Raw genomic sequence first — 13,744 nt, 5'->3', positions numbered from 1 at the left:
ACCGGCTCCCACGTCTCGCTTCGCTTCGCCGCGGGCCCCTCGCCGGCGTGGGCCCACCCACCGGCTCCCACGTCTCGCTTCGCTTCGCCGCGGGCCCCTCGCCGGCGTGGGCCCACCCACCGGCTCCCACGTCTCGCTTCGCTTCGCCGCGGGCCCCTCGCCGGCGTGGGCCCATCCTCCCCATAGAATGGACAGATGACCTTAAGCGTTGCGCTCGGCCCTGATACGCAAGAGGGCACCCGGACCGGCACAGCGGAGTCAACAGACTTCCTTGCCGCGCCGGACATCCCCTGGAACCTGGTGATCTGGAATGACCCCGTTAATCTGATGAGCTACGTCAGCTACGTGTTCCAAAGCTACTTCGGCTACCCCGAAAGCAAGGCGAACAAGCTCATGATGGAGGTCCACAAAAAGGGCCGCTCCATTGTTGCCTCCGGCAGCAAGGAGCAGGTGGAGCGCCACGCCGTGGCAATGCACGGCTTCGGGCTGTGGGCCACGGTGGAGAAGGCCAGCGGCGGGTCAGGCGGCAATGCAGGCAAGTCCGGCGGGCCGGGCCAGGGTAAGGGGAAACGTGGCTAAGGCGTTCAAGTACGGACTTAAAGGCATCACCGGCTTTTTGGAGCCGGCCGAACGGGAACTGCTGCGCAGCCTCATCAACGACGTCATTTCCATGCTCGAGCCGGAGGAGCGTGAGGGTCAGGACCCGCTCGCGGCCCTGATCGGCCTCGACATGGAGGTGGCCGTGCCCACGGACCGGGCGGTGAAGCGGCTCCTGCCCAACGTGATGAAAAACGACGACGGCGCGTCCCTGGAGTTCCGCCAGCTCACCGAGCGCTCGCTGCGGGAAACAAAGATCGGCGCCCTCCGGGCGGCAGCACTTGACCTGGATAAGGACGAGATCGTGCTGACCGCTGACGGTGCCCGGCACTGGTCGATGGCCCTGAACGACGTCCGGCTGGTGCTGGCCGAGCGGCTGGACATTCAGGACGAGGAGGACGCCGAGCACGTCCATCTGATGCAGGACTGGTCCCAGGCCGAGGACGTGGAAAGCTACCTGGCCCTGGTCTACAACTTCGCCACCTGGCTGCAGGAGTCGCTGGTCCAGGCGATGCTGCAGTCCCTGGATACCAGCCGTTGACCGGCCGGGCGTTCCCGTCCCTGGCCTGTGACACATTAGACATGAGTCACAGGCCACAAGATGCTGCCTGACGCTGCAGGGAAGACCTATCCTCGAATAATCATGACAACAGCCTCGAGCATGGACCCGCCAATTGAAGCCGTAGCGGTGTCCGAAGCCGGCGACCTCCCTGCCGCGGCCGTCGAATCACGGCCCATCGGTGTCTTCGACTCCGGTGTAGGCGGCCTGACCGTGGCCCGCTCCATCATTGACCAGCTTCCCAACGAGTCCATCCTTTACGTGGGGGACACGGCGCATGGACCGTACGGCCCCCTGCCCATCGCGGAAGTCCGGGCCAATGCCCTGGGCGTGATGGACGAACTGGTGGACTCCGGCGTCAAGCTGCTCACCATAGCCTGCAACTCGGCGTCGGCCGCTGTGCTGCGCGACGCCCGGGAGCGGTACACGGCCAAGTACGGCATTCCGGTCATCGAGGTCATCCAGCCGGCCGTGCGCCGCGCCGTCGCCGCAACCCGGAGCGGCAAAGTGGGCGTGATCGGCACGTCCGCCACCGTGGGTTCCCGGGCCTACGAGGACACCTTCGCCGCCGCTCCGGACCTGGAGATCACCTCGGTGGCCTGCCCGGAGTTCGTCAGCTACGTGGAAGCCGGAATCACCACCGGCCCGGCCCTGCTGGCCGTCGCAGAGGAATACCTCGCCCCGCTCAAGGCCGCCGGCGTGGACACCGTAGTGCTGGGCTGTACCCACTACCCGCTGCTCACCGGCGTTATCTCCTACGTCATGGGAGCGGACGTGACCCTGGTGTCCAGTGCCGAGGAAACCGCCAAGGACGTCTACCGCGCGCTGGCAACCCACAACCTGCAGCGCACGGGGGAAACCCCTCCGGAACACCACTTTGTGGCAACCGGCGATGCCCACCAGTTCGAGGCACTGGCCCGCAGGTTCCTGGGGCCCGAAGTGCTCTCGGTCCGGCATGTTGACCACGTGGCCGCCCAGTACCCCACCGGCAGCCTGGCCCGCATTACACCCGAGATGATCGCCGCGGCCCAAAGCGGCAGGAGCGGCCCGCGGATCTCCAACTTCGTGGGCAGTTCAGTGATCGGGGGTTCCGGCCAGTGAAGCTCACCATCGTAGGCTGCACGGGGTCCTTCCCCGGCCCGGGTTCCCCGGCGTCGTGCTACCTCCTGACGGCGAACGACGGCGAGCGGACCTGGAAAGTGGTCATGGACCTGGGCAGCGGCGCACTTGGAGCTATCCAGCGGTACACCGACCTCGAGGACATCGACGCGATTTTCCTCACCCACCTGCACCCGGACCACTGCATGGACCTCTGCGGCCTCCACGTGGCCGTACGGTGGAAGCCGGGCGGCTGGGGCCGGGGCCGGATTCCGGTATGGGGACCGGCCGCCACGGCAGACCGCATGGCCACCGCGTACGGCCTGGAGCTGGACCCCGGGATGCACGAGGAATTTGACTTCACCAACTGGGCAGAACGCGAAGCCGTGACTGTGGGTCCTTTCACCGTGACACCCTTCGCCGTGAACCACCCGGTGGAGGAGGCGTACGCCCTGCGGGTGGAAGTTGTGGAGCCGGACAAGGAAGGCAACAACGTCTCCCGGACCCTGACCTACTCCGGTGACACAGACTCCTGCGCCGGGCTGGAGGAGGCGGCCAAGGACTCCGACCTGTTCCTCTGCGAGGCGGCCTTCGAGGAAGGCCGGGACGACGGCATCAAGGATGTCCACCTGACCGGCAAGCGCGCAGGGGAAGCCGCTGCCGCTGCCGGGGCGCGCCGGCTCCTGCTGACCCACATTCCGGTATGGACGTCGCCGACCACCGTCATGGCGGAAGCCCGTCCGGTCTTCGGCGGCGACGTCGCCGTGGCGGTCGCCGGAGTGCACTACACCATCTGAGCGGCCTCAGTCCGGGCTGGTGCTCGTCCGGTACCCGGACTCTCGCTGCGTCCGGCAGTGGATAAGCTAAAGGCATGACTTCTGAAGCAACTGCAGTGCCCATTGTGCGTGCCGATGGCCGCGCCCCGGACCAGCTCCGGCCCATCAGCATCACCCGCGGATGGTCCAACCAGGCCGAAGGATCGGCCCTTATCGAGTTCGGAAACACCCGGGTCCTGTGCACGGCGTCCCTGACGGCCGGAGTGCCGCGCTGGCTCAAGGGGGAGGGCCGCGGCTGGGTCACGGCCGAGTACGCCATGCTCCCGCGGGCCACCAACACCCGGTCCGACCGTGAATCCGTCAAGGGCAAAATCGGCGGCCGCACCCACGAGATCTCCCGGCTCATCGGCCGCTCCCTGCGCTCCATCATCGACACCAAAGCCCTGGGCGAGAACACCATCGTGCTGGATTGCGATGTCCTCCAGGCGGACGGCGGAACCCGGACCGCAGCCATCACCGGCGCCTACGTTGCCCTCGCGGATGCCATCCGGTTCGCGCGCGACAACAAGCTCATCGCCAGGAACGCGCAGCCCCTCATTGACACCATCGCGGCGGTGTCCGTGGGAATCATCGACGGGGTTCCCATGCTGGACCTGCCCTACGTTGAGGATGTCCGGGCGGAGACCGACATGAACGTGGTGGTTACGGGCTCCGGCAAGTTCGTGGAAGTGCAGGGTACCGCCGAAGGGGCGCCCTTTGACCGGGCGGAACTCGACCAGCTCCTGGATCTTGCCCTGCTGGGCACCACCCAGCTCGCAGCCATCCAGCGCGAAACCCTGGCAGACAGCCTGTGAGCGCGGCGCCCGCCGCGCCGCGCCTGGTGCTTGCCACCCACAACAAAGGCAAACTCCGGGAGCTTCGCGAACTGCTGCGAGGGCAGGTGCCGGGGCTCGACGTCGACACGCAGGTGGTGGACGCCGCGGCGGCAGGTGCCCCCGACGTCGTCGAAACCGGTGTTACGTTCGCCGAGAATTCGCTGCTGAAGGCACGCGCTGTCGCTGAAACGACGGGTTTGGTGGCCATTGCCGACGACTCGGGCCTTGCGGTGGACGTGATGGGCGGGGCGCCTGGAATCTTCTCGGCGCGGTGGGCCGGCAGCCACGGGGACGACGAAGCGAACCTGCGGCTGCTGCTCAACCAGCTCTCCGATGTGCCGGACGCCCACCGGGGCGCGGCTTTCGTCTGCGCCGCAGCCTTGGCGGTACCCGGGACGGACACAGCCCCGGGCCGCGAGGTGGTGGAGTACGGGCAGCTCGAGGGTGTCCTCCTGCGCGAACCCCGCGGCGAGGGCGGTTTCGGCTACGACCCCGTGCTGCAGCCGGCAGGGGAGAACCGCAGCTGCGCGGAGCTGTCCGCCGCTGAGAAGAACGCGATCAGCCACCGTGGCAAGGCCTTCCGGGCGCTCCTGCCTGCCGTCGTGGAGGCCCTGCAAAACCGCTAGGGCATACCTCGTTAAAACAGCTGTGCTCCCCGCCGAAACGGGGAGCACAGCTGTTTAAGGTTCCAAAGTCAGGCAGGCGGCACGGACGGCGCCTCGGTGACCTACTCTGAGCGGGTGCCCTGGATGTTGCGGGGGGTCTTGTGCTCGTTCTCGGGAGCATGTTCTTCGATGAACTCGTCCACCGGGTCGGTGCCGTAGGCCTTCGCCTGGCGCTTGGCGGACAGGCCGCGGAGGACCTCGATGCCGATAGGCAGGACCGAGACCAGGACGATGGCGATGAAAATGATGTCAAGGTTGTCGCGGACCCAGGGAATACGGTCGCCCAGCAGGTAACCCAGGAGCGTCACGCCGCCGCCCCAGAGGACGGCGCCAATAACGTTGAAGAGGAAGAACTTTTTTTTGTTCATCTGGGCGACGCCGACGATGACGGGGACGAATGTCCTGATAATCGGAACGAAGCGGGCAAGGATCAGCGCTTTGCCGCCGTGCTTTTCGAAGAAGGCGTGCGCGTTCTCAACATTTTCGCGCTTGAAGAGGCGTGAATTGGGCTTGTTGAAAATGGCCGGGCCGGCTTTGGAACCAATCAGGTATCCGGTCTGGTTGCCGATAATGGCCGCCACAATAATGAGCAGCGCAAAGAGCCAGACATTGAATTTGATGGTGTCGGTGGCCACCAGCAGGCCTGCGGTGAAAAGCATGGAGTCGCCCGGCAGGAAGAAGCCCACCAGCAGCCCGGTTTCCGCGAAAACGATGCCGCATACAAGCAGGACCACCCAGGGTGCCAGGGCAGGATCGGCCAGGAAGACCTGGGGGTTCAGCCAGTCGGGGAGGAAAGATGCCAGCTGTGGCTGCACCGGTCCCGCACCACCCAGCATGGACACGGCGAAGTCGTTCATCACAGGAAAGTTCACCCCTCAAGGGTACTTGACGTACCTCCCGCCCCTGCCGTAACTGGATACTCCCGAAAGGCCGTACTGGTGATATCCGTGACAGGGCCGCACGGCTGACGCGGGAAGATCAGCCGCCGGAGGTATTGTTGGCCCGTGGGTTTGGACTTTACGGCGATCGACTTCGAGACTGCGAACGGATTCCGGGGCTCGCCCTGTGCCGTAGGACTGACGAAAGTCCGGGGCGGACGGATCGTCGAGGAAGCGTCGTGGCTGATGCGCCCGCCAGCCAGTTACGACCATTTTGATTACCACAACGTCCGCATCCACGGCATCACCGCCCGGGACGTGGCGGGAATGCCGCGCTTTGGGGAGCTCTTCCCCGAAATCGGCGCCTTCATCGGCGATGACATCCTTGCCGCCCACAATGCTGCCTTTGACCTCGGAGTCATCCGGTCCGGCCTTGAGGTCTCCGGCCTCGCGGGCCCGGGATACGACTACGTCTGCACCGTGATGCTGTCCCGGCGGTGCTACTCACTGGTGTCCAACTCCCTGCCGTTCGCCGCCGAGGAAGCCGGCGTGCCCCTGGTTAATCACCACGACGCCGCCGAGGACGCGCGGGCGTGCGCAGGCATCCTCGTCGACATCGCCGGCCGCAACGGAGCCAACAGCATCGCCGAGCTCTACCTTTCCCTGGGGCTCGTGATGCCGCGCCAGGAGGCCTTCGACCCGGCCCGTGACGGGTTGTCGAAGCCGAGCCTGGCCGCGGTCTCCAGTGCAGCCGGCAGCGGAGCGGCGCTCGTCCGGCCGTTCCAGTCGGGCTGGCCTGAGGAGGGGGCCAACCCGGACCCCAACCCCGATGCCCACCCCGGCCATCCGCTCTACGGCCAGACGGTTGTTTTCACCGGACAGCTTTCCATGGGCCGGCCGGAAGCGAAGGTGCGCTCGGCAGAGCTTGGTGCCCGGCCCGAAAGCCGCGTCACAGGACGGACCACGGTCCTGGTGGTGGGGGACGGCTTTGTGGCTTCGGACCTCCGCTCCGGCAGGCTCACGGGCAAAGCCCGGCGCGTACTGGAGCTCCACGGGCGCGGTCAGGCCATCGAGGTCCTCTCCGAGGGGGAGTTCCTGCAGATGGTGGGCAGCTTCGCTGCCGCAGGCGTCAGCGCCTGAGGTCCAGGCCGTCCAGGTTCATGGGGCGCAACAAAGCTTCCACCCGGCGTCGGCCGCCCCTAGCCTTGGCTCATGCGCTCCCTGTTTGCCTTCCCCAATCCTGTCAACGAGTATGCCGCGCGCGTGACGGCCGGCCTTGTTGTGCTGCTGGCACTGGTGACCGCAGCCGCCGGGTCGGGATGGGGACTGCTGGCCATCGCCGTCGGATTCTGGCTGCGGCTGCTCTTCGGCCCCCGCATCTCGCCGCTGGCACTGCTCTCTGTCAAGGTCATCACGCCCCGGCTGGGCCGGGTCAAGCTGGTTCCGGGGCCACCCAAACGCTTCGCCCAAGGCATGGGAGCTGTCGTTTCCACCGTGGCGCTCCTCCTGTTCGCCGCCGGCGCCGCACCTGCGGCCTGGACGGTGCTGGGGATCCTTATCGTCGCGGCGTCGCTTGAGGCGTTCGCCGGATTTTGCCTTGGCTGCGTGATCTTCGGGTTCCTGCAGCGGCGCGGCCTGATTCCGGAAGACGTCTGCGAAGCCTGCAACAACGTCAGCCTTCGCCGGTTGTGACCTTCACCAGCTGGTTTGCCATGCCGCGGATGACGTCCGGCGCCTCCAGGGCATCCAGCCAGTCGCGGGGCAGGCAATCCTCGCCGTAAAAGGCGCCAAGGATGTTTCCGGCAATTGAACCGGTTGAATCGCTGTCGCCGCTGTGGTTGACGGCCAGGGCTACCGCGCTGCGGAAGTGCTGCGCCTGGTCCGCGGTTGCGCCGGGTGCCGCCCCGCCGTCGTCAGGGAGGGTGGCCAGGACGGCGTAAAGTGCAACGGCGAATGCTTCCTCAGCCACCCAGCCCTCGCCGAGTGCCTGGACCATTTCCTCCGGCGTCACGATTCCCTTGCCGGCCAGCCGGAGTGCGCCCTCCAGCCGGTCAGGCAGCTCGGGGGCCACACCTTCAAATCCGGCGGCGTGCGCAACTGCTGCCGCCGCAGCTTCCCGCAGCCCGTCACCGGCCACGAGGCGGTGGATGAGAAGGCTGAACGTTCCGGCGCTCTGGCGCGCTGACGGGTGGCCGTGCGTCAGGGAGGCGGCATCGGAACTCAACTTATAGACGGCGTCGGGCGTTATGTGCGGGATCAGTCCGAACGGGGCGGACCGCATCACTGTCCCGCAACCCTTGGACTCGCGGTTGACGGGCCTGATGGAGGTGCCCATTTCACCCGTTGCGAGGCCGGAGATGCAGGCCTTGCCGGGGTGCCGCCGCTGATGCAGCACCCGCTGTTCGTCGATCCAGCGGGACGGGGCCACGGGAGCCGATGCCGGGGCCGCTTCCCCCTGCGTTGTGAGCCAGCGCAGGTAGGCGAGCCACAGGCAGGCGTTAACGTCCGCGCCCACCCCGGAGTTCGCCCATTCCAGCGCCTCCACCAGGCCGTCCACGGTGTAGAGCGTCATTTGGGTGTCGTCGGAGAAGTGGCTGCTTCCCGCGAGGGCTTCGAAGCCCGTCAGCCCGGAGGTGCCAAAGCGGCCCCGAATCTGGTCAATCGAGTCGAACTCCACTGCGTAGCCCAAGGAGTCGCCCAGTGCACCGCCCAGGAGACAGCCATGGATGCGGGACTTGAGGGAGGGCGTGGACGTGTCCGGCTCGATGCTCATGCAGTAAATTTACCGTGGTGCGCCGTGGCTGCCCGACGCGTGCCGACGCCGGCCGGCACCGCGCCGGCCGCTCCCTGCCCAGCGAACGCACAGCCGTCGCTGGAATAATGCCGGGGTTGCCCGAAGGCAAACCCCGTCCGCCTACCTGAAGGTCGCCACCATGAGTACGCCTGTCCCGGCCCGTCACGACGCACTGCAGCCGTCCCGATCTGAAGCTGCCCGGCCAGGGCTTCTGCCACGGTTGACCGCCGAGGCGTTCGGCAGCTTCTTCCTGGTCCTCGCGGGACTCGGCGTACCGCTGTTCAGCCTTCCGCAATCCAGCCCCTTGCCTGCCGCCCTTGCCGCAGGCCTTGCCGTTACTGCCGCCATGCTGGCCTTTGGGCACATTTCGGGCGGTCACTTCAACCCTGCCATCACGGCCGGCCACCTCCTCGCCGGCCAAATCCGTGCCGGCGCAGCCGCAGCATATGCCGGCGCGCAGCTGGCCGGAGGAATGGTGGCGACACTGGCCCTTTACGGGATCCTGCGCACGCTGCCCGGCATCGCGGACACCCGGACAGCCTTTGATACCGTCACGGCCGGCTTCGGTGAGCACTCCATCATCCAGGCGCCGCTGGCGGCAGTGCTGCTTCTGGAAATGATCGGAGCCGCAATCATCGTGGCCGTTTTCCTCGGGACGGCCGGCCGGGACAACAGCGGCAGATCGGCGGCACCGGTCGCTGTAGGCCTGTCCTTCGCCGTCCTCCTGCAGCTGGGCCTGTCCGTTGGAAACCTGCCGTTCAATCCCGCCCGGGCCGTTGCCTCGGCCGTGTTCAGCTCGGGCTGGGCTGTAGAACAGGTCTGGGTGTTTGTTGCAGCTCCGCTCGTGGGCGCTGCCGTGGCCGGGCTGGCGTTTAGGAGTTTCGGCAGTGCTCACACGTCCGGTCCCGCCGGGCAATCTCCGCTGGCCGCAGGGGGAGTGGACAACACAGCCGGTGGGCTTGAGGCCGACAGGCTCGAAACCGACGGCTTTGAGGCGGTTGACGCGCGCCAGGCCGGCAGCGGGAACGAGGCGGGGAAAGCGGCCGGGACGGACGCAACCACCGGGAAGGACACAAGCAGCGAGGCCAGCGAAGCCCAGAAGTTCTTTGACGGCAAGCAGGGCTGATTGTGGCACCTGCGGCGGTTGCCGGAACTGTCAGTGGCAGCCGATAGCTTAGGAACATGAGGTTACTTCACACATCGGACTGGCATTTGGGCCGGTCCTTCCACGGCGTCGGCATGCTGGATGCGCAGCGGGCGTTTGTCGACCAACTGGTGGACACCGTCAACCGGCATGCCGTGGACGTTGTGTTGATCGCCGGGGACGTCTACGACCGCGCCCTCCCGGGCGTGGATGTGGTCCACCTGCTGGACGACGCTCTGGTCAGGCTGACCTCGGCGGGGGCCCAGGTGGTTCTCACCAGCGGCAACCATGACTCCGCCATCAGGCTGGGGTTCGCCTCCCGTTTGCTGGAGCGCGGCGGAGTGCACCTGCGGACCAGGCTGGAGAGCCTGGACCAGCCACTGCTGCTGCCTGCAGGTGCAGCTGCCGAAGAGGGAGCGTCTGCTGGCGAAGCCCTGGTGGCCATCTACGGAATACCCTGGCTCGAACCTCGGCTTGTGGCCGAACAATTGGGTGTCGAGACTGCCAGCCACTTCGAGGTCACCCGCGCGGCAGCAGAACTGATCCGGCAGGACATCAAACGCCGCTCAGCGTCGGCAACAGTGCACTCGGTGGTTCTCGCCCATACGTTTGCCAGCGGGGGAATAAGCTCTGACAGCGAACGTGACCTCAGCATCGGCGGGGTAGGTGCGGTCCCGCTCGACCTCTTTGACGGCTTCAGCTACACCGCCCTGGGCCACCTGCATGGGCGGCAGTCCCTCTCGCCCCAGGTCCGGTACTCAGGCTCCCCGCTTGCATACTCCTTTTCCGAGGCCTCCCACCGCAAGGGCGCCTGGCTGATAGACATTGATGCCAACGGGGTCACCGGTGTCGAGGAACTCCTGTGGGATGCCCCGCGTACCCTGGCCGTGCTGCGCGGTCCTCTGGCCGATCTGCTCGAGTCGCCCGAACACACATGGGCTGAAACCGCCTACTGCCAGGTGACCCTGACAGACGCCCAGCGTCCTGCCCGGGCCATGGACCGCCTTCGCGCGCGCTTCCCTGACACCCTGGTGCTCGGGTTTGACCCCGAGGGTGGACCGGCCACCGCCGCCTCGACGTACAGCAGCAGGCTTGCCGAAGCACCTGATGACCTTGCCGTATGCTGCGGTTTCCTGGAGCACGTGCGCGGCCGCATCCCGGACGATGCAGAGAAGGCCGCGCTCGCCGGCGCGCTGGAGAACGTCCGCCTCCACGAGGTTTCCCGATGAGGATCCACCACCTCCGCATCTCCGCATTCGGCCCCTTTGCCGGCACCGAGGACATCGATTTCGACCGGCTCAGCGCGCATGGCCTTTTCCTGCTCAATGGCCCCACCGGCGCGGGAAAAACGAGTGTGCTGGACGCCATCTGCTTCGCCTTGTACGGCTCGGTTCCCGGAGCACGCCAGGATGGCAAACGCCTGCGCAGCGACCACGCCGGGCCGGGCCAGGAACCCGCTGTCAGCTGTGAATTTTCCGCCCAGGGCCGCCGCTTCGAGGTCACACGTTCGCCTGCCTGGGAAAAGCCCAGCGCCAGGGGAAGGAACGGGTTCACCACCCAGCAGGCCAAGACTCTCCTGCGGGAACGCGTGGACGGGGCATGGGTTGAAAAGTCGGCCCGCAATGATGAGGCCGGCGCGGAAATACTCGCCCTGCTCGGAATGGACCGTGAGCAATTTACCCGGGTGGTGATGCTGCCGCAGGGTGATTTTGCAGCCTTCCTGCGGTCGAAGGCCACCGACCGGCTTGAGCTTTTGCAGAAACTTTTTGGCACGCAACGGTTCGAAGCAGTTGAACAGGAGCTGTCCCGCCAGGCGCAGGAAGCGAAAGAAGAAGTGTCGGTCCTTGCCGGCCAGCTTGAGCTTTTGGCGGCCCGGGCTGAGTCGGAATCCGCAACCCTGCAGCTTGACGAGGCCGGCGGCCCGTCCCTGGACAACACTGCTGCACGGCTCGATTGGCTGAAGGATGCTGCCGGCGAACGCCTGCGCGAATTGGCGGACCAGGCGAAGACCGCGGAAGCGGCAAGCCGGGAACGTGCCAACCGCGTCGAAGCGGAGACCGCACGCCGGGACCGGCACCGCAGGCTGGAGGAAGCCACCATGAGGCAGGCCGCCGCGCAGGAAGCCCTGCCGCGGCTGGAAGGTGTCACCCTCCGGCTTGGCCGGCACCGCCAGGCAGAGGTACTCGCCGGACAACTGCGGAGTGTCGATGCCGGAGCGGTTAAAGTCCGGCGCGCAGCTGCCGCGATGGAATCGGCTTTCACCTTGCTTCGCCTCGCTGCCGATGAAGACCCCGAACTGGCCCAGCTGGACCTCGGCTTCCCGGCAGACGACGCGCTGGACCTGGCCGGGCCCGCGGCAGTTCCCGGTGCAGCGGACGAGCTGAACCGGATTCGGTCGCTGCTGGCCGTGGTGGAAGCGAGGCTTCCTGACGAAGACCGTTTCAAGGCGCTCCGGGCAAAGCACAAGCAGCTGCTGACCAAACAGGAGGACCTCACAGGGGCCGGTGCCGCGCTGGCCAGCCGTGTGGAGAGCCTCCTCAATGAACGGTCGCGCCTCACCGACGGCCTGGGGCGGTTGGAGGTGCGTGCTGGAGCGGCCGCCCTGCGCGGGAAGGAAGCAACGGCGGCGGAGGAGCTGCTGGACGTGGTCCGGCGGTACGCTGCGGCAGTGTCGGCCCGTGATGCCGTGAAACTGGAACACGACGTGGCCCGGGAGAACCAGCTGGAGACCAAACGGCACTGGCTTGACGTGAGGGAGCAGCGGCTGGCTAACGCCGCCGCCGAACTCGCGGCCAAGCTGGTGCACGGGGAACAGTGCCCGGTGTGCGGAAGCTCCGACCACCCCCTGCCGGCGGCGGGGGATGGGGGCGGCCCGGGACTTGCCCAGGACGAGGAAGCAGCCCACCAGCTGTATGAAGCCGCTGACGCCGGGTCCTTGGCGGCGGGCAACAAGCTGGCCGAGGCAAACCAGCTGGTAGCCGTCCTCGCCGGCCAAGGCGGGGAAACTGCCAAGGAGGAGGCCGTCAGCGCGGCCGAAGAAGCCCGCCGGGCTGCCGCCGACGCCGAACAGGCAGTTGGCGAGCTCTCGGCAGCCCGGTCCAGGCTTGAAGCGCTCGAAGTGGGCATCGCAGCTGCACAGGCTTCACGTGCCGGCACCGAGGCCGACCTGGCCCAGGTGCTGTCCTCCATTGCGGACGTGGCCGAACAGGCGTCCTCGCTCGACCAGGCATTGGCAGGACTGAGGGCCGGTCACCGTAGCCTTGCCCACCGGTTGCGTGCCCTGGAAAACGCGGCTGCAATGCTGGGTAAAGCCGTTGACGCCCAGGCTGAGCTCGGCTCTGCCAAAGTCCAGGCTGCCGAAGCCTTGGAACAGCTGGAGCAGGCGTTGCCGGAAGCCGGGTTCGCCACCGCTGACGAGGCGCGCGAACACTTGCTGGCCGGCAGTGAAGCTGCTGCCCTGGAAGCCGAAATGCGTTCTGCGCAGGACGAGGCGGCAAGGGTGGCGGAGCTGTTCGCTTCGGAGGACATCGTGCTCGCCATTGAGGAAGCGGCTGCCGGACTTGCACCGGATGAGCAGCAGCTCGCCGTCCTGCAGGCTGAGGCTGCAGCCTTCCTGAGGGAAGCGCGTGATGCGGACCTGGCAGCAGGCATGGCCAAGCGCTGCCTCGAGTCGCTGGCCACCATCCGTGTCAGCTATGAGGAGCTGGCCGGGTCCGCCCGGGGGCCCGCAGACCGGGCCCGCATGCTTACCGGCCTGGCGGACGCAGCGGCCGGCCGGGGAGACAACACCTACCGGATGAGCCTGAACAGCTACGTGCTGGCAGCGCGGCTGGAGCAGGTTGCCCTCGCCGCGTCTGAACGCCTGGTGGCCATGAGTGACGGCCGGTACCTCCTGCAGCACACTGACGCGAAGGCTGCGCGCGGTGCAAAGTCCGGGCTGGGCCTGGAAGTGGTGGATCAATGGACCGGGCACCGCCGGGACACGTCCACCCTGTCCGGCGGCGAATCCTTTATGGCCTCACTCTCCCTGGCACTCGGGCTGGCAGACGTAGTCCAGCAGGAGTCCGGCGGAGTGGAAATCGAGACGCTTTTCGTGGATGAGGGATTCGGCAGCCTCGATGAGCAATCCCTGGAACAGGTGATGGACGCCCTGGAGGGCCTGCGGGACGGCGGCAGGGTAGTAGGCCTCGTCAGCCATGTGGGGGAGATGAAGCAAAGGATCGGCACGCAGTTGCAGGTACTGAAGACCAGGAATGGATCCACGCTGCGGATCGCCGAAGCCCTGGACGTCCCGGTCTGAGGGGGCACGGAAGGGCCGATATACTAGGAGAGTTACCGGGTTTCGCGCATCGGGAGGA

13 protein-coding genes are annotated in these 13,744 nt (G+C 66.9%); 11 read left to right on the top strand and 2 right to left on the bottom strand.

Translation table 11 applies throughout. The features are described from left to right. Positions 1-195: 195 nt before the first annotated feature. The 6 genes from clpS to rdgB all read left to right on the top strand — a co-directional run bounded on the left by clpS (position 196) and on the right by rdgB (position 4,531). Positions 196-579, top strand: coding sequence for an ATP-dependent Clp protease adapter ClpS (clpS, locus tag CXQ88_RS00555; RefSeq protein WP_104042245.1), 384 nt, complete (start codon positions 196-198; stop codon positions 577-579). Then, entirely contained in the window at positions 572-1,138 is a 567-nt protein-coding gene (locus CXQ88_RS00550; protein WP_104042244.1) for a DUF2017 domain-containing protein, read from the top strand. The genes clpS and CXQ88_RS00550 overlap by 8 nt, the downstream gene beginning before the upstream one ends. Positions 1,139-1,258: 120 nt before the next feature. After that, the gene (gene murI, locus CXQ88_RS00545) at positions 1,259-2,257 is read left to right on the top strand and encodes a glutamate racemase (RefSeq protein WP_104042243.1); all 999 of its coding nucleotides are present in this window, start codon (positions 1,259-1,261) and stop codon (positions 2,255-2,257) included. After that, positions 2,254-3,051 (top strand): MBL fold metallo-hydrolase, encoded by a 798-nt coding sequence (locus tag CXQ88_RS00540; protein ID WP_104042242.1) that lies wholly within the window; start codon positions 2,254-2,256, stop codon positions 3,049-3,051. The genes murI and CXQ88_RS00540 overlap by 4 nt, the downstream gene beginning before the upstream one ends. A 74-nt stretch (positions 3,052-3,125) precedes the next feature. Then, the gene (rph, locus tag CXQ88_RS00535) at positions 3,126-3,884 is read left to right on the top strand and encodes a ribonuclease PH (protein WP_104042241.1); all 759 of its coding nucleotides are present in this window, start codon (positions 3,126-3,128) and stop codon (positions 3,882-3,884) included. Beyond that, positions 3,881-4,531 carry an RdgB/HAM1 family non-canonical purine NTP pyrophosphatase gene (rdgB, locus tag CXQ88_RS00530; RefSeq protein WP_104042240.1) on the top strand — a complete coding sequence of 217 codons (651 nt, stop codon included), beginning with the start codon at positions 3,881-3,883 and terminating at the stop codon, positions 4,529-4,531. The genes rph and rdgB overlap by 4 nt, the downstream gene beginning before the upstream one ends. A gap of 101 nt (positions 4,532-4,632) precedes the next feature. On the opposite strand, the gene CXQ88_RS00525 is transcribed toward rdgB, so the two are convergent. After that, positions 4,633-5,427: a DedA family protein gene (locus CXQ88_RS00525; protein WP_104042689.1), complete on the bottom strand. Its 795-nt coding sequence runs from the start codon at positions 5,425-5,427 to the stop codon at positions 4,633-4,635. A gap of 147 nt (positions 5,428-5,574) precedes the next feature. Between CXQ88_RS00525 and CXQ88_RS00520 the strand changes: the two genes are divergently transcribed. Then, positions 5,575-6,588, top strand: a complete 1,014-nt coding sequence (locus tag CXQ88_RS00520) for an exonuclease domain-containing protein (protein ID WP_104042239.1) — start codon at positions 5,575-5,577, stop codon at positions 6,586-6,588. 72 nt (positions 6,589-6,660) lie between these two features. Further along, complete coding sequence (locus tag CXQ88_RS00515; protein ID WP_104042238.1) at positions 6,661-7,140, top strand: DUF4395 domain-containing protein; 480 nt, start codon at positions 6,661-6,663, stop codon at positions 7,138-7,140. On the opposite strand, the gene CXQ88_RS00510 is transcribed toward CXQ88_RS00515, so the two are convergent. Next, positions 7,121-8,221: an ADP-ribosylglycohydrolase family protein gene (locus tag CXQ88_RS00510; protein WP_104042237.1), complete on the bottom strand. Its 1,101-nt coding sequence runs from the start codon at positions 8,219-8,221 to the stop codon at positions 7,121-7,123. The two genes, CXQ88_RS00515 and CXQ88_RS00510, sit on opposite strands and share 20 nt — an antisense overlap. Before the next feature lie 160 nt (positions 8,222-8,381). Between CXQ88_RS00510 and CXQ88_RS00505 the strand changes: the two genes are divergently transcribed. Genes CXQ88_RS00505 through CXQ88_RS00495 form a run of 3 tightly spaced genes read left to right on the top strand, consistent with a single transcriptional unit; the run spans position 8,382 to position 13,686 of the window. Next, positions 8,382-9,368, top strand: a complete 987-nt coding sequence (locus CXQ88_RS00505) for an aquaporin (RefSeq protein WP_104042236.1) — start codon at positions 8,382-8,384, stop codon at positions 9,366-9,368. A 56-nt stretch (positions 9,369-9,424) separates the two neighbouring features. Then, entirely contained in the window at positions 9,425-10,615 is a 1,191-nt protein-coding gene (locus tag CXQ88_RS00500) for an exonuclease SbcCD subunit D (protein WP_104042235.1), read from the top strand. Then, entirely contained in the window at positions 10,612-13,686 is a 3,075-nt protein-coding gene (locus CXQ88_RS00495; protein WP_104042234.1) for an AAA family ATPase, read from the top strand. Before CXQ88_RS00500 ends, CXQ88_RS00495 begins: the two co-directional genes overlap by 4 nt. Positions 13,687-13,744: the final 58 nt, after the last annotated feature.

The organism is Arthrobacter sp. ZGTC412, from assembly GCF_002929215.1.
Taxonomy (GTDB): domain Bacteria; phylum Actinomycetota; class Actinomycetes; order Actinomycetales; family Micrococcaceae; genus Arthrobacter.
The sequence above is the reverse complement of the archived record's forward strand: the minus strand, read 5'-3'. Positions and strand labels throughout refer to the sequence as shown.